Below are 23,147 nucleotides of genomic sequence, written 5' to 3'. Positions count from 1 at the left end.
GCAGCAAATATAGTAAACCTATTTAAGCGAAAGGAAAGCCTCCAGTTTCTCATTAAAAGTGTTCCCGTGATCGCAATTGGTAAAAAATACATAGCCGGACTGCCGGGCCTTATCCATCATGAAAGCTGATTGAAAATTGCCATTATTGCCTGAGTGTAAGTAAATTGTACCTGATGAAATTTGCGCTATTGCTATGCCCAATCCCCAGGCTGAATAGCCTGCTTTGCGGAAATCTTCGGGAAGGGGCACGGTTAATTGCTGCCGGAACATTTCATGGATGCTATTGGTACTTAGTCCTTGGTCATTCATCAGGGCTATGAGGAATGCGGCATAATCTAAAGCATTAGTGTGCAGGGAAGCTGCAGGATTGAAAGTGTTTGAATCAATGCTGATGGATGGAATTACAGGCCAGTTTAATCCGTTAGCAGGATCTATGTGCCCAGCCTGATGTCCTCTGACCTTATGTTTCAAAATATAGGTATTGGCAGTGTATGAACTATGGGGCATGTGTAGTGGGATAGCCACTTCACGTTCAAACAGTGGCTCTATATTTTGCAATGAACGGTTAAGCAAATGTGCTACCACTTTGCCCAGGTAAAGAAACCCCTCGCCCGAATAATTGAATGATGTACCGGGCTTGAAATTCAAATAAAGGTCACCTTGTTTCACGTGTAAAGAGGAATCGGCCGTGAAGAAGCGCCAGTTTGGAAGCCCGGATTGATGAGAAAGCACCATCCGGGCGGTGATTAGTTTGTATCTCTCATCCTGTGCGATATCAGGATAGGGAAGATATTTATACAAAGGAGTATCCAGGCTTAATATTCCGCGATCTGCCATTTTTAAAACCCAATAAGTAAATATTGGTTTGGAAAGTGAGGCTGCTTCAAAAATCGACTGCTCGTCTACAGGCGCTTTTGTTTTAATATCTTTTATACCCAAAGCCCGGTGATAAACTATCTTACCTTTATTTATAAATGCGATAGATACCCCCGGGAGCTGCAACGAATCCATTTGTTTTTTCAAAAAAGCATCCATAGCAGTGTTACTGATAAGTTTCCCGGCTGGGCTTATGATTTGTGCTTGTAAGTTGCAGATGAGCCCGGACAAAACTAAACAGGTAAGTATAAGCATCCGGGTATATTTATTGTGTATGTGAGAAGATTGCATGTTTTGCATGAGGTAAGTTTTTAAATGGGACGCGAATATTAAAGATTTCGTTACAGGTTATTTTATATTTTAAGTGCTGTACCTTATTGCCGGATTTCTGCCTACCTATTAAAATATCTAAAAACAAAAAGCGGGCGATCTTGTGGATCGTCCGCTTTAAATGAGGATACAGAATCTATTTTATGACCACCACTTAAGCGGAAAAACTATCTTATCAACCGAGCTCGCTACCATATCCGGTTTAAACGCGTAATGGCTCAACTGATCTTTACTGGAGATACCAGATAGCACCAGGATAGTTTTATATCCCATTTGTACACCGCCCTGGATATCAGTTTCCATCGTATCGCCAATTACAGTCGTTTCGGCAGTTTCAAGGCCCAGGAATTTCCTTGCCGAGCGCATCATTACCGGGCTTGGCTTGCCGGTTACAAAAGCCTTACGGCCGGTAGCTTCCTCTATCATGGCTGTTGTAGCTGCAATACCCAAATTGTTCCAGCCCGGTTTTTTAGGGGATGGATCCCTGTTGGTGGTTATAAACTTGGCGCCCGCCAGGATCATGTCGACCGCACGCTGCACCATTTCCAATGTAAAGTTGCGGCCTTCGCCCAAGACAACAAACTCCGGGTCGGAATCAACAAGCGTGATGCCGTTTTCGTGCAAACTGCTCAATAGGCCGCCCTCGCCAAGCACAAAAGCGGTACCGTTAGGGCTTTGATCGCCCAGGAATTTCCCGGTAGCCATGGCGCTTGTATAAATATGTTTTGTTTCTACAGTTATTCCCAATCTTTTAAGTTTCCGTACAACCTCCAGGCTGGTGCGCTGGCTGTTGTTGGTCATAAAGGCAAATGGTATATTGTTATCAATAAGGTGTTTGATGAATTTATCGGCGCCCTGTATCAGTTCTTCGCCGCTGTAAATTACACCATCCATATCAATTAAAAGACCTTGTTTCATGCGTATAAATTATAAATGTTTTGTTTTATTAAAGAGGTGGTGTTGAATACCCGGTGTTTTAAGCTCCCTCAAAAAAATCGATCAGGCCGCCAAAGTAACTCTCGTTCCACCCGTCAACAATATCATTATAATCATCATCGGGAATGTTGGTGTGCCTTAACTCGGCCGAAGTGCCTTGCTTATCAGCATGTAATTTGATGGTAACGATAGAATTATCGCTTTGTCCTTCAAAATACCATTGCTGAACCACCTTTTTATTGGGTTCAAACTCGACGTTTTTACCCACGATACTGCCATCCCACATAGAAAATTCGGTACCGGGCTCTGTCGACATTTCGGCGACTTCGCCAGTCCACAATTCAATTGTAACCGGGTTGGTGATGGCCATGTATATCTCTTCGGGAGTGGCCGGTATGCTGTAATATTTTTTATAATCTTTCACCCGCGCAATTTAGCTCAAATAATTTAAACCTTCACCGGGCCAATCGGCAAAACGGTTTTTCCATAAATCTCATTCAAAACATTAGCGATACCTGTGTAAATAGCCGATGCCCCGCAAATAATACCTTCATAACCGGCAAGGTGCTTAATCCCTGCATTGCCGGTGACATCACCAGCCACTAACAGGAAAAATAATATAGTTAACGATGCAAAAACAAATTGCAGCGCACGGTTAAGCCTCAATGTTCCAAAAAACAACAGCAGGGTAAATACACCCCAGATGCTTAGGTAAGCGATCATGGCCCCTTCAGATGGCGCAGCTCCCCAGCCAAATTTAGGCATTACCAATAGGCCCACTAATGAAAGCCAGAAAAATCCATAAGAGGTGAATGCGGTCAGCCCGAAGGTATTGTTCTTTTTAGCTTCGATAACACCGGCAATAACTTGCGCCAAACCGCCGTAAAATATGCCCATAGCTAATATCATGGTGTTCATTTCAAAAAAACCGGCATTGTGAATGTTTAATAAAACGGTGGTCATTCCGAAAGCGCAAAGGCCAAGCGGCGCCGGGTTGGCAATGCCATCCTTCACTGGTACTGGTGTGGTAGGGATCATAATAGGTTTTAGTTTATTTGGTTTGTACCGCAAGCTAACTTATTTATAAATATTAAGCAAGTTTTTCATACCCTTAACCTACTTTTGCAATAATTAAACAACCCCACTAAAAGCATGTCCGGCAGAGCAGACTTTTAAATAACAAACAATAAAAGTTTCCCCATTAGAGGGGATTTAGAGACACCTACCTATGCAAAAATTAGTATTAATACGCCACGGCGAGAGTACCTGGAACCAGGAAAACAGATTTACAGGCTGGGAAGATGTCGACCTGTCAGAAAAAGGTTACGAACAGGCCCATCGCGCCGGAAAGATCCTTAATAAAAACGGCTACAATTTTGATATCGGCTTTACATCTTATTTAAAGAGATCCATTAAAACGCTCCATTATATTTTGGAAGAACTTGATCATTTATGGATCCCCGTCGAAAAATCATGGCGGTTGAACGAACGGTTTTATGGTGCCTTACAAGGGTTAAATAAAGATGAAACCATTGCCCGATACGGCGAAGAACAGGTGTTAAAATGGCGGCGCGACCCTAATGAACACCCGCCCGCTATAACCAAAGATGATGCGCGCTATCCGGGTCATGATCTCAGGTACAAGGACCTGACCGAGCGTGAGCTCCCGCTGACCGAAAACCTGAGCGAAACTATGGACAGGGTATTGCCCTTTTGGAACGAAAGAATTGTCAGGGCCTTGCGCCGCAATCAAAAGGTTATTGTAGCGGCACATGGTAACAGCCTGCGTTCGCTTATAAAATATATTGATAATTTAAATGATAAGGAAGTCACTTCGCTGGAAATCCCTACCGCTACCCCCTGGGTTTATGAACTTGATGGGGATTTAAACAGGATCAGGCATTATTACCTGGAATAATTTACCCTCCGGATCTTCATTTCTCTTTTTTATGTAGCACAATTGTTTATCTTGTAAGCCATAAACCAATTAATCCCTAATTAAGACGAATGAAAAAATCCGATATCTATGAGGTCGCCATTAAAATACTGGGTATATACCTGTTGGTGGCCGATATCTCTAAACTTCCCGGCCTGATCACTTTTATCGGTAACCATGCAAGTTCCCCTGCCGAACAGCAGCCTGCCGATCAGGGAAACCTTTTGTTGGTAAACGGGTTAAACTTTATTTTCCTGATCATATTGGCGGTGCTGTTAATTGCCGGTACTAAAAGGATCACCCGCTGGATCACTAATGAAAGTGATTACCAGGAAAACGCGAAACTTTTTGCCGAACGAAAAGTCATCTACGAAATATCCCTGGTAATAATAGGAGGGTTATTGTTAGTTGGCACTATCCCTGATTTTTTATATCACCTGTATACGCTTGCTAACGTTAATGAACAAAGCAGTGTAATATCGGCAGGGGCAAAAATATTTATCGGCATAATTACCGTGGCATTTGCCAAAAGGATAGGGGCTTATTTTGCCAAATAAATTTGAACAACTTTAATGTATTGAAAGAGCGGCCTTTTTGGACGCTTTTTTTGTTTGCGGCCGGCCATATGTTAACCGTTGTCAAAACTCTTTCAACCATGGGTTGTCCACACCTGATGTGTATGACCAAAGGGTGTTCCACTAAAAAAAACGCCAAAAATCTTAAATATCTGATTATTAGCAATATAGTTACCTTTCACTTTTTGAACCACTTAAGTTGTTGATAACCAGTGGTAACATAAATGCGCAGTATTCCACAATGTTCCACTTCTGAAAATGGAACACTTTATATAAATGTAAAAAGTTTCAAGGTTTACTTAACAATAAGTTAATGAAATAGCAATAATTACGAATTAACCTTTGTGCAGCTTTACCGTATAATTTAACATTATTAACTTATACATTAAAACCTAAAAAAATCATTATGCTAAAACTTACTAATCTACGTATGTGGGTATTGGCCGCTGCCGCAACAGGCATGCTGGCAAGCTGTCAGAAAAATGGCCAGATGCCTGCATTGAAAGATGCTGATCAAACTGCAACCGGTTCAAAAACGATTAAAACCTTAGCTGTGTCCTTAACACAGGGTTTTGAAGTTGGCGCAACCAGTCCAAAAACTGCTTATGATGTATCACCAACCGGTTCATCAAGCGGCGACAATGTTACCCTATCCGGCAGTTCATGGAATATGTATGATGCCCTGATCGGTAATCTCGCAGCAGATCAAAAAGCAGGCTCATGGAGTGCCCGTGTACGCAATACCGGTAAAATTACCATGTTGTTTGATGTTACTACCGGCATAAGTACTGTTACTATTAAAAGTGCAACTTATAATGGCGATACTCCAAGCACATGGGGATTGTTTTATTCTGTTAACGGAGGTTCGTCCTGGACGCAATCCGGCTCAGCAATTACTACTACTGCAACCCTTACTACATCAACTTTTACTGTTACACAAACCGGTAATGTACGTTTAGAGATCCGTAAATTATCCGGCGGCACCAACCGTATCAATATTGATGATATCACCATTAATGATAACGGCGGCGGCGGTACAGGCGGGGGTACTGTACTTACAGGCAAAAAATTCCTGTTTGATGCAAGTCACCTGGAAAATGCAGGCAGCGCCGACTGGCAAATAGATGCCGACGGCACTGAGCAGGTTGCTATTTACACAGGCGGTACCACTACCGAAACCAAGGCACAACGCATTCCTACTCCGTCATACACAGGTATTACTTCATCTACTACCGAAACTTATTGGAAAGGCGCTCTTTCAGCATGGGCTGTAGAATTGGTAAAACGAGGCGAACTGGTTGAATCGTTACCTGTAGGCACTGCCATCACTTATGGCGGCGGTGGAGCCCAGGATTTGAGCAATTACGATGTATTTGTTGTTTGCGAACCTAACCGCTTATTTACTGCCGCCGAGAAAACTGCTTTGATGAACTTTGTAGCAAACGGTGGTGGTTTATTTATGATAGCTGATCATACGGCGGCAACAACTGCCGGTACCGATGCTAATGGCTACAATCCTTCAGACCGCGATGGTGATGGTTATGATTCGCCAAGGGTTTGGAATGACTTAATGACCAACAATGGCATCAATAACAACAACCCTTTCGGCTTTAGTGTAAATTATGTTGATATCAACGAAAGCCCGTCAACCAACGTTTATACCGGCTCCAATGCCGATGCGCAAAAAGTGCTGAATGGTGCGGCAGGTACTGCTTCAAAAATGGCTTTCTACGATGGTTCTACAGCAACCTTGTTCCCGGCCAACAACTCAACCGTACAGGGCTTATTCTGGCGTAACAGCGCTACCAATGGTGGCAATGCCAACGCTATGGCATTATTGGCAACCTATGGAAGCGGCCGTGTTGTTTGGATCGGCGACAGCTCGGACGCCGATGACGGCACAGGTGATACAGGCGATAACCTGTTTAATGGTTGGTCGGGTGATGCTCCGTCAGGATATACCTCGCATTCGTCATTTCATTTAAATGCTTCATTCTGGCTGGCCAAAGCCCAGTAAGCATAAAATAACCTTAGAACGGGAGAATTTTCATTTGTTAGTTTAAGTCCGGTTGCCCGTGGCAACCGGACTTTTTATTACCCCGCTTCAAACAAGTTAGTTGCTTTTGCAGTTATATATTATACGAAGGTGATCAATGAACTCATCTTCTGTTTTACCTATACAAAAACATCACCATGAAAAATTATGAAACCTTAGTGGATGCCACTAATGACCTCATGAAGAGGGGATATACGGCCAACCTTAGCCTTGATGGCGATACAATTGATGATAAAGAAAAAGATATCAGGATGACCGCTGATGATTTTGAGATTGATGAGTTTTACCGCTTTGAAGGTCCAAGTAACCCATCGGATATGTCGATAGTATACGCTGTATCATCATCAAAATATAACTTAAAAGGAGTGCTGGTAAATGCTTATGGTACTTATGCCGATGATAGCTCATCCGCGTTAGCTGCCAAATTGCATCATGGGCAGGTAAGTCATAACCTGCACGGCGACGACAGGCCCACTGCGTAAGTAAGTCGAAAGTCTTAAGTCAAAAATCTTAAGTTAAAAGTCGGTGACAAATATTTCTGTAGGGACAGCGGGATATTTGTTGGCGGCTTTTGGCTTTTAATATAACAGCCAATTTTTAAACGTCTGCCCTTCGGGGGATTAGAGAGGCTTAGATCTCAATTCCTTCGTCATTTTTTTTCCTGCCGACTGGATAGCCGCCGTACCATTACGCGTTAAAAATTCAAGCTGGGCCGGTAGCTCATCGGCCACCCAGGGGTAACGGTGCCGCAAATTAAACAAAGCCCAACCAGCAAATACTTTCACCGCTATTTTAACTTTTGGATCTATCATCCAGTCAAAAAGCTGCTCAACCGCTGGTTCAAGATCGATGCTGTTCAGTTTTTGTTTTACCGGCGATTGTTCTTTTTCTTCGGTGGCGTGCATCAATATTTTAGCATAATGCCTTTGGCAGCCTGGATTGGTAACCTGTGGTAACCGTTCAATCAAATATTCAAGATTATTGGTAAACACCTCAGGATCTTTTAAAAACATGTTTTCCAGGAGCCACGCCGCACGGAACCCGAGGGGTTTATCAGCATGAAAGGTAATCTCTATCAGGTCGCGCAAATCAAACTGTTGTTCCGTCAAAATACGGCTTAATTCAAGCACTTTGAGTTTGCCTATGGTATTCGCTATTTTTTGGGTAAGTTCGTCGCGGGTCATTGGTAGCCTAAAAGTAAAAAAATACCGGGGCCTAACCTAAAACACTTGTTCATTTTTGGCATTCACTTTCAATGTCATCAAAAGTTATACATTTGCTATCCGTATTAAAAATTTAAGAGATACATGGTTAAATTCAACCGATTCACACTTGACAATGGCCTTAGGGTTATTGTGCATGAAGATAATACAACGCCAATGGCGGTGCTTAACATTTTATATGATGTTGGTGCACGCGATGAAGATCCTGAACAAACCGGCTTTGCCCATTTGTTTGAGCATCTCATGTTTGGCGGATCAGTCAATATCCCTGTTTATGACGAACCACTGCAAAGGGTAGGAGGTGAAAATAATGCCTTTACCAGCAACGATATCACCAACTATTATATCACTCTGCCATCGGCTAACCTGGAAACCGCATTTTGGTTGGAGAGTGACCGGATGCTGAGCCTTGCTTTTAGCGAAAAAAGCCTTGAGGTGCAGCGTAACGTAGTTATAGAGGAGTTTAAACAGCGGTACTTAAATCAGCCATACGGCGATGTTTGGTTAAAGCTTCGTCCGCTGGTTTACAAAAAACACCCTTATCGTTGGGCGACTATCGGCAAAACCATCAAACATATCGAGGATGCACAAATCGAAGACGTAAAAGCGTTCTTCAAAAAACATTATAACCCACAAAACGCCATTATGGTAGTAGGGGGTAACGTAACAACTGAACAGGTAAAAGAGCTCTCCGAAAAATGGTTTGCTCCGATCCCGGCCGGCGAAAGATATCACCGCAGCCTTCCCCAGGAACCTGAACAGCAGGAAGCCCGCCGCGAAACGGTTACCGCCAAAGTACCACTCAATGATGTGTATATCGCTTTTCAGATGGGGGCCCGCACAGATCAAGATTACTATGTGGTAGAGCTGCTTTCGGATATTCTTTCGCGCGGCAATTCATCACGGTTATATAAATCGCTGATTAAGGAAAAACAGATTTTTAGCGAGGTGCATGCCTATATTACCGGCAGTTTGGATAAAGGCATGTTTGTGTTAGAAGGCAAACCGCTCGATGGCATCAGCATTGAACAGGCAGAGACTGCATTATGGGAGGAACTGGAGAAAATAAAAACTGAGGGAATCCCGGCAGATGAACTTACTAAAGTTCAGAACAAAACCGAGTCAACCATGATATTTTCCGAAATGTCGCTATTGGATAAGGCCATGAACCTGGCCTCATTTGAATTGCTGGGTGATGCTGACCTGATCAACCATGAAACAGCAAAATATCTTGCTGTAAACGCTGCCCAGGTAAAAGCACAAGCCAATAAACTGTTCAGAAAAGATAATTCATCAACACTTATTTATTTGGCTGAGAAATAAAACCGTCTGAATCAGAATTTACAGAATTTAAGAATTAGCTGAATTTCAAATGGCATTCTGTGAATTGTAAAATTCTGTAAATTCTGATTCAGATAAACAATATACATATGATCAACAGAAAATTAGCCCCCGAATTCAGGGCTATCGATAATATTAATCTGATTAGGCCAGAGCACAAGAAACTAAGCAATGGCTGCAACATTTTTTGCTTTAACTCCGGCGACCAGGAGCTTGTGCGCATTGAGTGGGTCTTCGGTAACCTAAGCTTTGATCCGGCGAAACCATTGCTTAACATGGCCGTAAACTCCATGCTTACTGATGGCACTACAACTTTAACTGCTGCACAGATTGCCGACAAAATTGACTTTTACGGCGCCTTTTTACAGGTTGACTATGGATATGAAAACTCGCAGGTAACACTGTATAGCTTAAATAAACACCTGCACCATACTTTACCGGTTATTGCCGATATCCTGAATAATTCCATTTTTCCGAAGAAGGAACTGGAAACCTTTAAGCGCAACCAACAACAAAAATTGCAGGTTAGTCTGCAAAAAAATGATGTGGTGGCCCGCAGAGCATTTAACAGGGCTGTTTATGGAACTACCATTTTTGGATATGCTGCTGAGATGACCGACTATCAAACCCTACAGCATGATGATATGCTGGCACATTACAAAAAAATGTACCAGCCTTCCAATTGCACTATCGTTATAGCGGGTAAGATTGAGCCTGAAATGCTGACATTGCTTACCGATACGTTTGATAAAGACTGGGAAAACAGCCCAACCCCGGCGGTTACAATTCAGCCCGATATTAAAGCCGCCGCCGACCTGTTTTATTTTACAGAAAAACCGGAAGCTTTGCAATCGGCTATCCGGATAGGTACGCCTATCATCAACCGTTCGCATGAAGACTTCCAGGCGTTACAGGTTTTAAATACAGTATTCGGTGGTTATTTTGGATCGCGGTTAATGGCTAATATCCGCGAGGATAAAGGATATACCTATGGTATAGGATCAGGGCTGGCGTCATTTAAGCAGGGCGGATCATTCTTTATAGCGACAGAGGTTGGTGCAGATGTTTGTAAGTCGGCGGTTGCCGAGATTGAAAAAGAAATGAACCTGTTGAAAACCGAACTGGTACCGGAAGAGGAACTTTCCCTGGTGCGCAATTACATGTTAGGCTCATTATTAGGAAGTTTGGAAAATGTATTTTCACATGCTGATAAATTCAAAACCATCTATTTTGCAGGTTTGGATTACGATTATTATGACAGGTACACGGTGACCGTAAAAAACATAACTTCAGATAAGCTGATCCAACTGGCCAATACGTATTTCAACTTCGATCAGTTTTATAAAGTGATTGTAGGGAAATATTAATTTGATTTCGGAATTGGGATGTTCGATTTCGGATTACTTTGATTTCGGAATTTCGCTTTTTGATTTGTCTAACGGCGAATCAGAAAGCGAAATTCCAAAATTCTTGAATGGATTTGAGCAGTAAAAATAAAATAAATCCGAAATCGAACATTCGAAATCCCAAATCCCGAATTATCATCTTAAGGCAATTTTAAATAAATAGAAAAGCGAAATTCCAAAATCCGAAATATTTTATTACCTTTGCCCGGCAAATAATAACTCCAAAATAATTATTTGCTATGCAGTTAGACCCATCAAAATTTGTTGCCGAAGGATTAACTTACGACGACGTTTTACTACTCCCGGCTTATTCAGAAGTGTTACCGCGCGAAGTGAATACCGGCACTTACTTAACTAAAAGCATCCGGTTAAACATTCCTATCATTTCGGCAGCCATGGATACCGTTACTGAGGCTGATCTGGCTATTGCCATTGCACAGGCAGGCGGTATAGGCATGTTACACAAAAACATGACCATACAGGCACAGGCCGACGAGGTGCGCAAGGTTAAACGCTCAGAAAGCGGTATGATCCAGGATCCGGTAACTTTACTGGAAGACGCCTTGCTTGCAGACGCTTTCCAGATCATGAGGGAATTTAGCATTGGTGGTATCCCGGTTATTGATGCCGATCATAATCTGAAAGGCATTATCACCAATCGTGATCTTCGCTTCCAAAAAGATATGAGCGTTCCCGTGAGCGAAGTAATGACCAAAACCAACCTGATCACTGCACCTGAAGGAACTACTTTAGTTGACGCTGCCAACATATTGCAAAGTAATAAGATTGAGAAACTACCGGTTGTGAATAAAGATGGGAAACTGGTAGGCCTCATCACTTATAAAGATATTCAGAAAGTTAAAAACTTCCCTAACGCTTGTAAAGACGAATACGGTCGTTTACGTGTTGGTGCAGCCGTTGGTGTGGCCGCCGATAACATTGACCGGGTAACCGCCCTGGTTAATGCCGGTGTTGACGTAATTACGGTTGATACAGCTCATGGCCATTCAAAAGGAGTTATTGATATGGTTAAGGCAGTTAAAAAACTCTATCCTAACCTACAGGTAATTGCCGGCAACATCGCAACAGGCGATGCTGCTATCGCACTTGCTGATGCCGGTGCTGATGCGGTTAAAGTAGGTATTGGCCCGGGCTCGATTTGTACAACCCGTATCATTGCCGGTGTGGGTGTACCACAGTTATACGCGGTATATGAATGCGCCAAGGCACTTGAAGGTCGTGGGGTTCCGGTAATTGCCGATGGCGGTATTAAACAAACCGGAGATATCGTTAAAGCTATTGCCGCCGGCGCAAGCTCAATTATGGCAGGTTCATTATTTGCCGGTGTTGAAGAGTCGCCCGGCGAAACTATTATATATGAAGGCCGTAAATTTAAATCATACCGTGGTATGGGTTCGGTTGAGGCGATGGCCAAAGGCTCAAAAGACCGCTATTTTCAGGATGAAACCGATGTAGTGACAAAACTGGTACCAGAAGGAATTGTTGGTCGCGTGCCGTTTAAAGGCAGCATGGCCGAAGTGATTTTCCAGTACATCGGTGGTTTACGTGCCGGCATGCACTATTGCGGTGCTGCCAATATCGAAGACCTCCAACGTGCCAAATTTGTGAGGATCACCGCTGCTGGTATGCGCGAAAGTCATCCGCATGATATTACTATCACTAAAGAAGCGCCTAACTATACAAGCAGGTAATTCTTAATATAAACTGCATAAAACAAAAGCGGCTGAAAGATCCTCTATCTTTCAGCCGCTTTTGTTTTTGATAATAACCTATTGGCCGGTCACTGATGATGATTTTGAAATTAAACCGTTCGCGGTGATGATCTTTAACGCCTGTTCGTAATTGAATCCCACTTTAACAAGTGCATCAAAATAATCTTTATTTAATTTAGCTATTTCGGCTATTTTGCCGGGCTGCTTAAAGTAAGCGAGTTGAGCATCAAGCACTGATTTTGCCATCGATGCGTACATCGGTCCCATAGAATTCATCGCGTTTTGCATGTCATTAGAGGGGCTTCCATTAAATAGTCCTGTTGAGGCTGTATCCGTGGCTACAGGTGGTGGCGGAAGCAATACAACATCGGTTACCTTGACATGCTTGGTTGCGGCAGCTTGCTCAGTTAAACTAACATTATAAAAATTAAAATAGTTAATTCCCGACCTGCTTAACCCGGCATGCTCTATGATGTCAATGGATTTTGCAGCAGAAGGTATTTTTTTAAAATATACCTTAAACTCAAGCTTATCACCAGCCTTTTTTAATACATTTTTATTGGGTACCATGGCTATGTTTTCCGACTTAACATACTCATAATGTGCGTTGCTTAAATCAGTTTGAATAAAGATCTCTTTATTGAGCTGTAGCCACGCATTATCCTGGTAAGCATAGTTTTCAAAGGTCACAATAGTATACTGACTATTGGTTTCTATTTTTTTGATGATTGTTGATTGATCGTCTTTTTGCTCAACATTAGGAGTTGTGATGTTTTGTGCGAATGCCTGCACTGCAACAATAAAAAACGTGATAATGGTTAAGATAGGTTTTTTCATGTGATAATTTTTCTAAATATATAAATATTGGATAACATACAATCAACAGGTAACAAAACCTTAATAGGCCATTGAACAAATTTTGTTATCATTGAGCATGAAATCTATCTGTGTGTTCTGCGGTGCCAATTTCAATGGCGATCCTGCATTAAAACAAGCCATCGAACTATTGGCAGAGGTTATGGTAAGCCGTAACATTACACTTGTGTTTGGCGGCGGTAAAGTTGGCGTTATGGGTTTGATGGCCGATGCTGTGTTAAGCAGGGGAGGTAAAGTTATCGGTATAATCCCGCAGTTTTTGATGGATAAAGAAGTAGGACATACAGGTTTAACCGAGTTGCACATTGTAGAAAATATGCATCAGCGTAAACAAATGATGAACGATCTTAGTGAAGGCATCATTACGCTTCCGGGCGGATGGGGCACTCTTGAGGAGTTTTTTGAGGTGCTAACCTGGCTGCAGTTGGGTTTGCATAACCATCCTATCGGCTTGCTCAACGTCAACGGCTTTTACGATCTGTTACTTAAACAAATGGATGTAATGGTTGAACAACGTTTTCTGAAGCCAACCAATCGCGAACTGATTCTTACCTCAGGCGATCCGATAGAGCTGGTAAACCTGATGGATAATTTCGACGTAAAACCGGATGAAGTATGGTTTAAAGACAAAAACCTTATTTAAGTCTTAAGTTCGAAGTTTTAAGTCAAAAGTTTTGGTGTTTGCGAAGGTTTTATAAGCTAATGAACTGCCTGTTGCCAACTATTTACTGCTAACTGTTTTATCCCTTTGAAACAAAACCGTTTACAATTTCCTTTTTTAGATAGGAAATTTTCTAAATTACCTGTCCTATCTAAAACCAATTATGAATATCGAATTCAATAAAAATGAAGATATTAATAAGCAGCTTGTTTATGAGCTAAACACCCGGCTTAACAAAGTACATCAGGGCGGTGGTGAAAAAGCCGCAGCCAAACAAAAAGAAAAAGGAAAAATGCTGGCCCGCGAGCGGGTAGCTTACCTCATTGACAAAGATAAACCATGGCTGGAGCTCGGCGCTTTTGTTGCCGACGGCATGTACGCCGAGCATGGCGGCTGTCCGTCAGGTGGCGTTATTTGTGGCATTGGGTACATATCCGGCAGGCAATGTGTTGTAGTTGCCAATGATGCAACTGTAAAAGCTGGGGCCTGGTTTCCGATAACAGCTAAGAAGAACCTCCGTGCCCAGGAAATAGCCATCGAAAACAAGTTACCTATCATTTACCTCGTCGATTCAGCAGGAGTTTATCTGCCTTTGCAGGACGAGATCTTTCCGGATAAAGAACACTTTGGCCGCATTTTTCGCAATAATGCTATCATGAGCAGTATGGGAATTATCCAGATCGCCGCCATTATGGGTTCATGCGTGGCAGGAGGTGCATATCTGCCTATCATGAGCGATGAAGCGATGATAGTAGAAGGCACAGGCTCTGTTTTCCTGGCGGGATCATATCTCGTAAAATCGGCCATTGGCGAGGATGTAGATAACGAAACCCTCGGTGGTGCCACTACTCATTGCGAAATTTCAGGCGTTACCGATTATAAACAGCCTAATGATCAAGCCGCTCTTGATTCCATCCGTAATATCATGAGTATGACGGGCGATTATACCAAAGCCGGTTTCGACAGGATCCAGCCCTCAGCTCCAAAACTCAGTGAAAAAGAAATTTATGGAATACTGCCCGATAACCGGGAAAAAGCCTATGATATGAAGGAGATCATACTCCGTTTGTTGGATAACTCAGAATTTGAACCCTATAAAGATGGCTACGGACAATCTATCATTTGCGGCTTAGGCCGCATTGACGGATGGGCTGTAGGGATTGTAGCTAATCAGCGCAAAGTGATCAAATCAAAAAAAGGAGAAATGCAGTTTGGTGGGGTGATCTATTCTGATTCGGCAGATAAGGCTACCCGTTTTATCATGAATTGCAATCAAAAAAAAATCCCATTGGTGTTTTTACAGGATGTCACCGGTTTTATGGTGGGTAGCCGCTCGGAGCAGGGAGGCATCATTAAAGATGGCGCCAAAATGGTGAATGCAGTAGCAAATTCAGTAGTGCCAAAGTTTACCATTGTTATTGGCAATAGTTACGGAGCGGGCAATTACGCCATGTGTGGCAAAGCGTACGATCCACGATTGATCTATGCCTGGCCGTCGGCCAAAATTGCGGTAATGGGCGGCGGACAAGCAGCGAAAACGCTGTTACAAATCCAGGAAGCAAGCCTCAAAGCGAAAGGCGAAGAGATTGACGCAACAAAAGAAGCTGAGTTATTGAAACAGATAACAGATAAATATAACTCTCAAACAACTCCATATTATGCCGCTGCCCGACTTTGGGTTGATGGGATCATCGACCCGCTTGAAACCCGTAAAGTAATTTCAATGGGTATCGACGCGGCTAACCACGCACCGATAGAAAAGGCTTTTAATGTAGGGGTTATGCAGACGTGATCTTAGTGATTAGAGGTTGGAGATTAGTGATTAATAAAAAGCGCCATGATGAACTGCTCATCACGGCGCTTTTAATATTTTGATTTGTTTCGCCTTGCGCTCGTTTGTAACGCAAACTAAACTACCCTCTACGCTTTTTATGCTTTTTCTTAGATGGTTTTGACGAGGATGACGATGAATTTTGTTTATCTGATGATTTTTTCTCATCAGTTTTAGCAGGCTGATTGTCCGGTTGCTTTACATCTGTCGAATCTTTGCTCAACTGCTTAACGGTAAATTCATTACCCCGTAAACCATACTCCAATTGGCGTTTTGCTCCTGATGGTTTGGCATCTTTGCCGGTTCCGTTAAATATCGGGAACTCCCGCATCAGCTTACCTTCCTTAATATAGAAATTATCATTACCACGGTAACCTTTGCGCTGCGAGCTGGTCAGCTTCGGAAAATCCAGCTTATTGGCCTTACTATTATTGTCGTTAAACTCAAAGGCGTAAATTGACGTGTAATTGGTTGTATCCTTTGATTTCGCCTGGATCAGGATCTCCGGATTGCCATCCACATCCATATCCGAATTGTAAACATCAATAATTGCGCCATCCAAATCGCCGGTTGTTGTAGTGTATTTTATGGCCGACGAATCTGAATGCAATATCATGAACGAACCAGCTTCTTCGGCACCGCGCCCCCAGCTCAAAATATCATAGCTTTGGCCCGGAGACACCTCTATCAGTTTGTGATACCTGAAAGGTGCCATCAGTTCCGGCTTTTTAGGTGCCGTAGGAGCGGCAGGCTTTTTTGTTTCCTGCCCACCGCATCCAGCCATTAATGCACTTATTGCAAGTACAAAAAGGTAAAACCTGTTAGTCATATTTCTTAGGGTTCAACTTAGTTGTATAATGTATCTGGTGTTAGCTCGGCTTTTGCTTTACCAGGTGCGGTAATAAACACTTTTAACGATACCGGGCCAATCCCCTGATCAAAATATTTTACCGTTACCTTATGGTAGCCTTTTAATAACGGCGCAGCTCCCATTTGTTCATTTATGGTATGCTTTCCGTCGTTATCAACTACCGGTTGGTCATCGATTAATAAAACCGAACCACCTGCGGATGACGTTGCAAAGCCATAAACGCCATCTGTTTCAATATTAATAAATCCTGTATAAATCACACCATATTTACCTTTATTTTTTCGCAGATCGGCCGTATTAAAGGTTTTGGTTACACCGCTGTCGGCAGGCATAACGCCAAGTTGGTTTGTACTGCTGTAAAGACCAGGAAAAACCTGATACTTTAGTCCTGATGCTGTACCTGTATAAGTAACGGCTGCCATTGGCGCTTTATTGTAAACCAATGTACGGGTAACATTGCTCCGTTTGCCCGAAGGAGTGATAACGATAGTCTGTAGTTCGCGGTATTGATCAACAGGTATCTCCAAATTCAACGGAATAGTATAAATCAAATCTGTTTCGCGCGGGGTATAACCGTCAATAGTATAATGAACTTTTGCACCTTCAACAGATGGTTTTAATACGGCATTTAACTTACTGCCTATCATCACTGTATCTTTTGCACCTATAGCTGTTGGCACGTGGTAATCAAAACCGTTTTTATCCAGCCAGGCCAAATGAGCAGGTAAACGTGTATCAGCAAAATCAACATAATTTTTATTAGCCAATGGCGACCAGGCTATTTCCGACAGGGCAAGCAGTCTCGGCAATAGCATAAACTCTACCTTGGCATCGGTTGCTACATATTCTGTCCACAAATTGGCTTGTACACCTTTAATGTATTTCTGCTCATCTGGTGTTAACACAGCAGGGGTAGGGTTGTAGCTGTAAATTTTTGATAATGGTTCGTTACCGCCAATGCTCAAAGGTTCCTGGCTTGGTTTTCCCTGGCCATGATCAATATATAAACCGTTGCTTCCCGGTGTCATGATCACATCATGTTTTTGTTGAGCTGCTGCAATTCCACCTTCTTCGCCGCGCCAGCTCATAACTGTAGCGTTAGGGGCAAGGCCACCTTCTAAAATCTCATCCCAGCCAATGATACTGCGACCTTTTGAGTTTAAAAACTTTTCAATGCGTTGTATAAAATAACTTTGCAGTGCGTGCTCATCTTTCAGCTTTAATTTTTTTATTAATTGCTGGCAAAATGGCGAACTTTTCCAGGCATCTTTCGGAGCTTCGTCACCGCCAATGTGAATGTATTTGCTCGGGAAAAGCGCCATCACTTCTGTTAAAACATCCTGCAAAAAAGCAAAGGTTTTTTCATTAGGGCAATAAATATCATTAAATACGCCCCAGGTTTCGGCAGGCTGATACGTTTTTGACGGGTCACAACTTAACTCGGGATAAGCAGCAAGCGCAGCTTTAGAGTGTCCCGGCATTTCAATTTCAGGTACTATGGTAACAAACCTGTCTGAGGCATACTTTACTACCTGGCGGATTTGATCTTGTGTATAAAAGCCGCCGTACGGTGTCCCATCAAATTGTTGTGGCGTACGGTCGTGATAACCACCTATAAGCGTTTGTGCACGCATACTGCTTATTTGGGTAAGCTTAGGGTATTTCTTTATTTCAATGCGCCAGCCCTGATCTTCGGTAAGGTGCCAGTGAAAAGTATTCAGTTTATAAGCAGCCAACAGGTCGATATATTTCTTAACCATCTCAATCCCAAAAAAATGACGACCAACATCAAGCATTGCGCCACGATATCCAAAACGCGGGTAATCTTCAATTTGCACGGCAGGCAGCTTTATGGTAGCGGAATGTTCGGTAGGCATCAGTTGAAGTAATGTTTGCACACCGTAAAATAATCCAGCCCCTTTGCCAGCAACAGTAATTTGTTGTGGCGTAATGGTTAAGCGATAACCTTCGGCAGGTAAACCTTCGGTACCGGCTGCAGTAAGAGTTATAACGTTGTTGCTTCTGCTGCCTTTTAAAGCAACCGGTTTGTTATAAGCCTTATTGTTGGCAAGGTAATCTTTAAAAAATATCACCGCTTTATTTGATGGTGTATCTGCCTGAACGGTAGTTTCCTGGCTCAAAACAAATTGCCCGGAAGCTTTTTTCAAGGAAACAGGAGCGGGGATAATACCCAGGTTTGGATCCGTGTCCTGTGCGTTTACAGTGGAGGTGTACACTGCAAGCACGGCAAGCAGTACTAAAGAAGCCTTTTTATACATAATTTATCTAACAGGTTAGTGTGAGCCCGTAAGATAAAACTTTTTTAAAAAATTTAAAAAGTTTTAATGTGTAAAAATGTTAGTTCAATAGTAGAGATGATTACATACTTCGCCTCTCTTTGCCCGCCCACAATCCCAATACTCGCTGTGGACTTTCCATTGCAATCTAACACGGTTGCTATTTAATGATGAGTACTTTGAAAATAAAAAAGCGACAGGCAAAACCTATCGCTTTTTTGAGGCTAAGACACTAATCTCTAACCTCCAATCTCTAATCACTTTAATTAAGCCGTCACCACATGCTCTTTGGCAGCCAGATAACGCTCAGCGTCGATAGCGGCCATACAGCCGGTGCCGGCTGCTGTTACAGCCTGGCGGTAAATGTGATCCTGGGCGTCGCCGGCGCAAAATACACCTTCAACGTTGGTCTCAGTTGAACCGGGACGGGTGATGATATAACCGGTTTCGTCCATATGTAACCAGCCTTTAAAAATATCGGTATTAGGGTGGTGACCAATTGCTACAAAGAATCCTGTAACATCAAGATCGGTTTCGGCGTTTGTTTGGTTGTTAATTACTTTAACACCAGTAACGCTTTGACCATCGCCTAAAATTTCTTTGGTTTCGGTATTATATAATATTTCAATGTTTGGAGTGTTCAGCACGCGGTGAACCATCGCTTTTGAAGCGCGGAACTCGTCCCTGCGAACGATCATATATACCTTGCGGGCAAGTTTAGCTAAATAAGTAGCTTCTTCGGCAGCGGTGTCACCGGCACCAACAATAGCCACATCCTGGCCTTTAAAAAAGAAACCATCGCATACTGCACATGCAGAAACACCAAAGCCGCTATATTTTTGTTCAGACTCTAAACCAAGCCATTTGGCCGAAGCTCCGGTTGAAATAATCACGGTATCAGCTGTGATGGTTTTCACATCATCAACTACAACTTTATGTGGCAGGCTTGAAAAATCTACAGAACTAACATATCCGAAACGGATTTCGGTACCCAGGCGCTCAGCCTGTTTGCGAAAATCTTCCATCAGTTCAGGACCCATAATGCCCTGCGGATAGCCCGGGAAGTTTTCAACTTCGGTAGTTTGTGTAAGCTGGCCGCCTGCCAGTAAACCAGTATACATAACTGGCTTAAGATCAGCGCGGGAAGCATATATAGCTGCAGTATAACCTGCAGGACCTGAGCCTATGATCAGGCATTTTACGTGTTCAGTTTCTTGAGACATTTTATTATAAATGAGTTGCGAATTTACGATTTTAAGCGCATAAGGCAAAGCGCATATCGTCAACAAAGTGACATCATTTGCCTGTATTTGCGGCAAGCACCCGCATTACATTTCCACCTAATATTTTATCAATATCTTTTTGGCTGTAGCCTAATTTCAATAGTTCTCCGGTTATTTTTGGATAATCAGCAACGCTATCCAAACCAAGAGGGTATGATTCGGCACCATCAAAATCCGACCCGATACCCACATAATCAACACCTATCAGTTTCACAATATAATCGATATGCTTGATCAGCAGCTCAAGCGGTGGTCTGAGCTTGTCTGATTCCGATTTATACAAGGCGTTTATCCTGATATTGGCCAGATCGACGTCATGATAAACTTTGGTCAATGAATCGAGCTCTGTTTTATGCAGCGCCAAAAACTTAAGCACTTTGGGTGTATAGGTACTATCTACAAAGCCACTATAAAAATTAATGCATACCACACCGCCGTTTTTTGCCAGCGCCTTTAGTTGGTCATCCTTTAAGTTGCGGCGAAATGGATCGATACTATAAGCACAGCTATGTGAAGCGATAACAGGCTTTGTGGTAGTTGCCAGTACATCATAAAAAGTGCGTTCACCTACGTGCGATACGTCAACCATAACACCAAGCTCGTTCAGGTGTTTAACAATCTGCTTACCATAATCGGTGAGCCCTAAATGTTTCAAACTATCTTTTTTAGTAACCTCGTCACGTGCTGAAGTTGCCCATGAAGTACTGTTATTCCAGGTGAGGGTGAGGTAACGCATCCCACGTTTAGCAAGGCTGTCGATGTAATCCATCCTGTCTTCGATCATATGCCCGCCTTCAACACCAATCAACGCCGCCAGCTTTTTGTCGGCCACAGCTTTTTTAAGTTCTTTGGTGTTGCGCACTAAAGCTATTTTATCAGGATTACGCTTGATGAGCGCGTACAAAGAATCAATTTCCCGGTTAGCAAAGGCAAAACCGGATCCTTTACCATAACTCTCACCGCACCAGATAGAAAAGATTTGTGCATCAAGCCCGCCTTCTTTCGCACGAACCAAATCGAAGTTACCTTCGCTTTGATGTTTGCTTAAATCAACTTTGGTTATCAGCTCATTTGAAATAACATCATTGTGGGCATCAATTAGAACTGCCTTTTGATGAATTTGCTGTACGTTTTGGGCAGATAGTTTTAGCGTGAGTGATAAAAGAAATAATAATAACGATCTTTTCATAATTGGAAGATAAGGAAATTGACCGCTGATTCACATGTTTTTTCGATTTTACCGATTTTGGCTATCCAGCTTTCACTATGAAAATAATAATTGATGCAGCTAATAACGTTAATCCAAGTAAAATGAAGCTAATGGGGACGCTTTTTGAAGAACTGTCATTTAATGTAAATAGCGAATTATCAGCAGGATCATATACCACATTTACCGAATCACCCTCTTTATATGAGTATCTGCTGATACCAATGTTGTGTTTTTTTGTTATCAATTCGTTTTGTAATGTCCGATATCTAATTACCGGGTAGTTTAATACCATCGAATCTTTATTGCTCCTTTCATGTTCAATACTTATAACCGTACCCTCAACTTGTATACCTCTTTTCATGAGTTTTTTGTGGCTATCATATAGTATAGCCCCAAACAGGCTAAATATGGCTCCGGTACCCCCCAGTGTCAAAGCAGTTATTGTAGGATTATTGCTTGATATTAAATGGCTGCTATATAGTAATGTATCAATGATCATGGTTCAGGTTTATATAATCATGCGAAGAGACTAATAGCTCTCCGCGGTGTTAAAGATGTTTATCCAGCAATCACCAAATCACTTAACTGGTTATTGATAAACTCCATTTCCTCTCCATTGATATGAATATTGATGGCTTTGGCATTTTGAACAGATTGTTCGGCATTACGGGCGCCAACCAGCGCTACAGTTATGCCTGGATGATTGATTGTCCAGCGGATAACCAATTGCCCTAAAGTTGCACCTTTTTCGTCGGCCAATGGTTTTATTTTGGCAAGAAAGGCATTGGTACGCTCAATGTTTTGATCTTTAAAGTATTTGACGCCTGCGCGATGGTCGCCCTCATCAAAGTTTTGGCCGGGTTTCATTTTACCGGTCAATAAACCACGCTCAAGGGGACTATAAGCTAATATCGCTTTCCTATTCTCGATGCAATAAGGAATTAGCTCATCTTCAATAGCGCGGTTTACCATGCTAAACGGAACCTGGTTTGCCGCCAGCTTAATGGTTTTGGCAGCGATTTGCATTTGACTCAAATTATAATTACAAACACCTGCTTCGCGAATTTTACCCTGTTCCTGAAGACGTAAAATGGCTTCCATCGTTTCGTCAATAGGCGTAGTTTTGTCCGACCAATGAATTTGGTACAAGTCGATATAATCGGTACCAAGACGTTTGAGGCTGGTTTCACACTCGGCAATAATGCTGTCTTTACCGGCATATCGATATACATCAATATCCTTCCCGTTGTTGTCTTTACTCTTAAAAAAGAACTCACCTTTAGCAAGGTCCCAGCGCAAGCCATATTTAGTCAGGATCTGTACCTTATCCCGGGGCAGGTCTTTAATAGCCCGGCCCACCAGCTCTTCGCTTTTACCTTGTCCATAAACTGGGGCTGTATCAATTGATGTTATTCCAAGATCGTAAGCCGCGCGCATGGCATCAATAGCTTCCTGGTCATCATTGCCTCCCCACATCCAGCCGCCAGCAGCCCATGCCCCAAAAGTTATTGCCGATACGCTTAGTTTACTTTCGCCTAATCTTCTGTATTCCATTTTTTAAGTAGATTGATGTATGCACCAAATATATTTATTTATACATGATTTGAAAGGGGCATCTATAGATGTATGAATAAAGCCAGGCTAAAACCTACGCATCTGAAATTTGCACATCGGCATATTTAAAAAATTACCACATTTGTAAATAG

General features: G+C 42.5%; 21 protein-coding genes. 9 read left to right on the top strand and 12 right to left on the bottom strand.

What is annotated here, in order from left to right; genetic code table 11:
• Positions 1-18: 18 nt before the first annotated feature.
• The 4 genes from IEX80_RS03695 to IEX80_RS03680 form a co-directional block, all read right to left on the bottom strand.
• Positions 19-1,035: a serine hydrolase domain-containing protein gene (locus IEX80_RS03695; RefSeq protein ID WP_175489937.1), complete on the bottom strand. Its 1,017-nt coding sequence runs from the start codon at positions 1,033-1,035 to the stop codon at positions 19-21.
• Between the two features lie 312 nt (positions 1,036-1,347).
• Positions 1,348-2,124, bottom strand: coding sequence for an HAD-IIA family hydrolase (locus tag IEX80_RS03690; protein WP_188831935.1), 777 nt, complete (start codon positions 2,122-2,124; stop codon positions 1,348-1,350).
• Positions 2,125-2,182: 58 nt separating this feature from the next.
• Positions 2,183-2,566 carry an SRPBCC domain-containing protein gene (locus IEX80_RS03685; RefSeq protein WP_090525689.1) on the bottom strand — a complete coding sequence of 128 codons (384 nt, stop codon included), beginning with the start codon at positions 2,564-2,566 and terminating at the stop codon, positions 2,183-2,185.
• A 23-nt stretch (positions 2,567-2,589) separates the two neighbouring features.
• Complete coding sequence (locus tag IEX80_RS03680) at positions 2,590-3,180, bottom strand: acetate uptake transporter (RefSeq protein ID WP_129570160.1); 591 nt, start codon at positions 3,178-3,180, stop codon at positions 2,590-2,592.
• Positions 3,181-3,370: 190 nt separating this feature from the next.
• On the opposite strand from IEX80_RS03680, the gene gpmA reads away from it, so the two are divergent.
• The 4 genes from gpmA to IEX80_RS03660 all read left to right on the top strand — a co-directional run bounded on the left by gpmA (position 3,371) and on the right by IEX80_RS03660 (position 7,191).
• Entirely contained in the window at positions 3,371-4,060 is a 690-nt protein-coding gene (gpmA, locus tag IEX80_RS03675) for a 2,3-diphosphoglycerate-dependent phosphoglycerate mutase (RefSeq protein ID WP_176624717.1), read from the top strand.
• An 89-nt stretch (positions 4,061-4,149) separates the two neighbouring features.
• A complete protein-coding gene (locus IEX80_RS03670; RefSeq protein WP_090525680.1) occupies positions 4,150-4,635 on the top strand; it encodes a hypothetical protein in 486 nt (161 codons plus the stop codon).
• A 424-nt stretch (positions 4,636-5,059) separates the two neighbouring features.
• The gene (locus tag IEX80_RS03665) at positions 5,060-6,670 is read left to right on the top strand and encodes a hypothetical protein (RefSeq protein ID WP_217633109.1); all 1,611 of its coding nucleotides are present in this window, start codon (positions 5,060-5,062) and stop codon (positions 6,668-6,670) included.
• 176 nt (positions 6,671-6,846) lie between these two features.
• Positions 6,847-7,191, top strand: a complete 345-nt coding sequence (locus IEX80_RS03660) for a phosphoribosylpyrophosphate synthetase (RefSeq protein WP_090525677.1) — start codon at positions 6,847-6,849, stop codon at positions 7,189-7,191.
• Positions 7,192-7,329: 138 nt separating this feature from the next.
• On the opposite strand, the gene IEX80_RS03655 is transcribed toward IEX80_RS03660, so the two are convergent.
• Positions 7,330-7,893 (bottom strand): HEAT-like fold family protein, encoded by a 564-nt coding sequence (locus tag IEX80_RS03655; protein ID WP_090525675.1) that lies wholly within the window; start codon positions 7,891-7,893, stop codon positions 7,330-7,332.
• Positions 7,894-8,016: 123 nt separating this feature from the next.
• Here IEX80_RS03655 and IEX80_RS03650 point away from each other — a divergent pair, with 123 nt between their 5' ends.
• The 3 genes from IEX80_RS03650 (at position 8,017) to guaB (ending at position 12,391) form a co-directional block, all read left to right on the top strand.
• A complete protein-coding gene (locus IEX80_RS03650) occupies positions 8,017-9,255 on the top strand; it encodes a M16 family metallopeptidase (RefSeq protein ID WP_090525673.1) in 1,239 nt (412 codons plus the stop codon).
• Positions 9,256-9,362: 107 nt separating this feature from the next.
• Complete coding sequence (locus tag IEX80_RS03645; protein WP_090525671.1) at positions 9,363-10,640, top strand: M16 family metallopeptidase; 1,278 nt, start codon at positions 9,363-9,365, stop codon at positions 10,638-10,640.
• Between the two features lie 278 nt (positions 10,641-10,918).
• Complete coding sequence (gene guaB, locus IEX80_RS03640) at positions 10,919-12,391, top strand: IMP dehydrogenase (RefSeq protein WP_090525669.1); 1,473 nt, start codon at positions 10,919-10,921, stop codon at positions 12,389-12,391.
• 78 nt (positions 12,392-12,469) lie between these two features.
• Here the strand turns inward: guaB and IEX80_RS03635 are convergent, their stop codons facing one another.
• On the bottom strand, positions 12,470-13,249 hold the full coding sequence (locus IEX80_RS03635) for a hypothetical protein (RefSeq protein ID WP_090525667.1): 780 nt from the start codon (positions 13,247-13,249) through the stop codon (positions 12,470-12,472).
• A 97-nt stretch (positions 13,250-13,346) separates the two neighbouring features.
• Here IEX80_RS03635 and IEX80_RS03630 point away from each other — a divergent pair, with 97 nt between their 5' ends.
• Both IEX80_RS03630 and IEX80_RS03625 read left to right on the top strand, forming a co-directional pair.
• Entirely contained in the window at positions 13,347-13,931 is a 585-nt protein-coding gene (locus IEX80_RS03630) for an LOG family protein (RefSeq protein WP_090525665.1), read from the top strand.
• Positions 13,932-14,112: 181 nt separating this feature from the next.
• The gene (locus IEX80_RS03625; RefSeq protein ID WP_090525663.1) at positions 14,113-15,741 is read left to right on the top strand and encodes an acyl-CoA carboxylase subunit beta; all 1,629 of its coding nucleotides are present in this window, start codon (positions 14,113-14,115) and stop codon (positions 15,739-15,741) included.
• Between the two features lie 121 nt (positions 15,742-15,862).
• Here the strand turns inward: IEX80_RS03625 and IEX80_RS03620 are convergent, their stop codons facing one another.
• From IEX80_RS03620 to IEX80_RS03595, 6 genes are all read right to left on the bottom strand, one after another.
• A complete protein-coding gene (locus IEX80_RS03620; protein WP_188831934.1) occupies positions 15,863-16,609 on the bottom strand; it encodes a hypothetical protein in 747 nt (248 codons plus the stop codon).
• Between the two features lie 17 nt (positions 16,610-16,626).
• Positions 16,627-18,930, bottom strand: a complete 2,304-nt coding sequence (locus tag IEX80_RS03615) for a family 20 glycosylhydrolase (RefSeq protein ID WP_188831933.1) — start codon at positions 18,928-18,930, stop codon at positions 16,627-16,629.
• A 284-nt stretch (positions 18,931-19,214) separates the two neighbouring features.
• A complete protein-coding gene (gene trxB, locus IEX80_RS03610) occupies positions 19,215-20,171 on the bottom strand; it encodes a thioredoxin-disulfide reductase (protein ID WP_090526227.1) in 957 nt (318 codons plus the stop codon).
• 73 nt (positions 20,172-20,244) lie between these two features.
• Positions 20,245-21,420 carry a dipeptidase gene (locus IEX80_RS03605; protein ID WP_090525657.1) on the bottom strand — a complete coding sequence of 392 codons (1,176 nt, stop codon included), beginning with the start codon at positions 21,418-21,420 and terminating at the stop codon, positions 20,245-20,247.
• Positions 21,421-21,481: 61 nt separating this feature from the next.
• Positions 21,482-21,940: a DUF3592 domain-containing protein gene (locus tag IEX80_RS03600; protein ID WP_188831932.1), complete on the bottom strand. Its 459-nt coding sequence runs from the start codon at positions 21,938-21,940 to the stop codon at positions 21,482-21,484.
• Positions 21,941-21,999: 59 nt separating this feature from the next.
• Complete coding sequence (locus IEX80_RS03595) at positions 22,000-22,995, bottom strand: aldo/keto reductase (protein ID WP_188831931.1); 996 nt, start codon at positions 22,993-22,995, stop codon at positions 22,000-22,002.
• Positions 22,996-23,147 lie beyond the last annotated feature (152 nt).

Source organism: Mucilaginibacter rubeus, assembly GCF_014643835.1.
Taxonomy (GTDB): Bacteria; Bacteroidota; Bacteroidia; order Sphingobacteriales; family Sphingobacteriaceae; genus Mucilaginibacter; species Mucilaginibacter rubeus.
Note: the sequence above shows the minus strand (reverse complement) of the source record. Positions and strands in the feature narration are given on the sequence as shown.

Bases quoted from the DNA above. Each gene is read 5' to 3' on its own strand.
- IEX80_RS03695 (WP_175489937.1), bottom strand. From the start codon at position 1,035: ATGGATGCTTTTTTGAAAAAACAAATGGATTCGTTGCAGCTCCCGGGG.
- IEX80_RS03690 (WP_188831935.1), bottom strand. From the start codon at position 2,124: ATGAAACAAGGTCTTTTAATTGATATGGATGGTGTAATTTACAGCGGC.
- IEX80_RS03680 (WP_129570160.1), bottom strand. From the start codon at position 3,180: ATGATCCCTACCACACCAGTACCAGTGAAGGATGGCATTGCCAACCCG.
- gpmA (WP_176624717.1), top strand. From the start codon at position 3,371: ATGCAAAAATTAGTATTAATACGCCACGGCGAGAGTACCTGGAACCAG.
- IEX80_RS03670 (WP_090525680.1), top strand. From the start codon at position 4,150: ATGAAAAAATCCGATATCTATGAGGTCGCCATTAAAATACTGGGTATA.
- IEX80_RS03665 (WP_217633109.1), top strand. From the start codon at position 5,060: ATGCTAAAACTTACTAATCTACGTATGTGGGTATTGGCCGCTGCCGCA.
- IEX80_RS03660 (WP_090525677.1), top strand. From the start codon at position 6,847: ATGAAAAATTATGAAACCTTAGTGGATGCCACTAATGACCTCATGAAG.
- IEX80_RS03655 (WP_090525675.1), bottom strand. From the start codon at position 7,893: ATGACCCGCGACGAACTTACCCAAAAAATAGCGAATACCATAGGCAAA.
- IEX80_RS03650 (WP_090525673.1), top strand. From the start codon at position 8,017: ATGGTTAAATTCAACCGATTCACACTTGACAATGGCCTTAGGGTTATT.
- IEX80_RS03645 (WP_090525671.1), top strand. From the start codon at position 9,363: ATGATCAACAGAAAATTAGCCCCCGAATTCAGGGCTATCGATAATATT.
- guaB (WP_090525669.1), top strand. From the start codon at position 10,919: ATGCAGTTAGACCCATCAAAATTTGTTGCCGAAGGATTAACTTACGAC.
- IEX80_RS03635 (WP_090525667.1), bottom strand. From the start codon at position 13,249: ATGAAAAAACCTATCTTAACCATTATCACGTTTTTTATTGTTGCAGTG.
- IEX80_RS03630 (WP_090525665.1), top strand. From the start codon at position 13,347: ATGAAATCTATCTGTGTGTTCTGCGGTGCCAATTTCAATGGCGATCCT.
- IEX80_RS03625 (WP_090525663.1), top strand. From the start codon at position 14,113: ATGAATATCGAATTCAATAAAAATGAAGATATTAATAAGCAGCTTGTT.
- IEX80_RS03620 (WP_188831934.1), bottom strand. From the start codon at position 16,609: ATGACTAACAGGTTTTACCTTTTTGTACTTGCAATAAGTGCATTAATG.
- IEX80_RS03615 (WP_188831933.1), bottom strand. From the start codon at position 18,930: ATGTATAAAAAGGCTTCTTTAGTACTGCTTGCCGTGCTTGCAGTGTAC.
- trxB (WP_090526227.1), bottom strand. From the start codon at position 20,171: ATGTCTCAAGAAACTGAACACGTAAAATGCCTGATCATAGGCTCAGGT.
- IEX80_RS03605 (WP_090525657.1), bottom strand. From the start codon at position 21,420: ATGAAAAGATCGTTATTATTATTTCTTTTATCACTCACGCTAAAACTA.
- IEX80_RS03600 (WP_188831932.1), bottom strand. From the start codon at position 21,940: ATGATCATTGATACATTACTATATAGCAGCCATTTAATATCAAGCAAT.
- IEX80_RS03595 (WP_188831931.1), bottom strand. From the start codon at position 22,995: ATGGAATACAGAAGATTAGGCGAAAGTAAACTAAGCGTATCGGCAATA.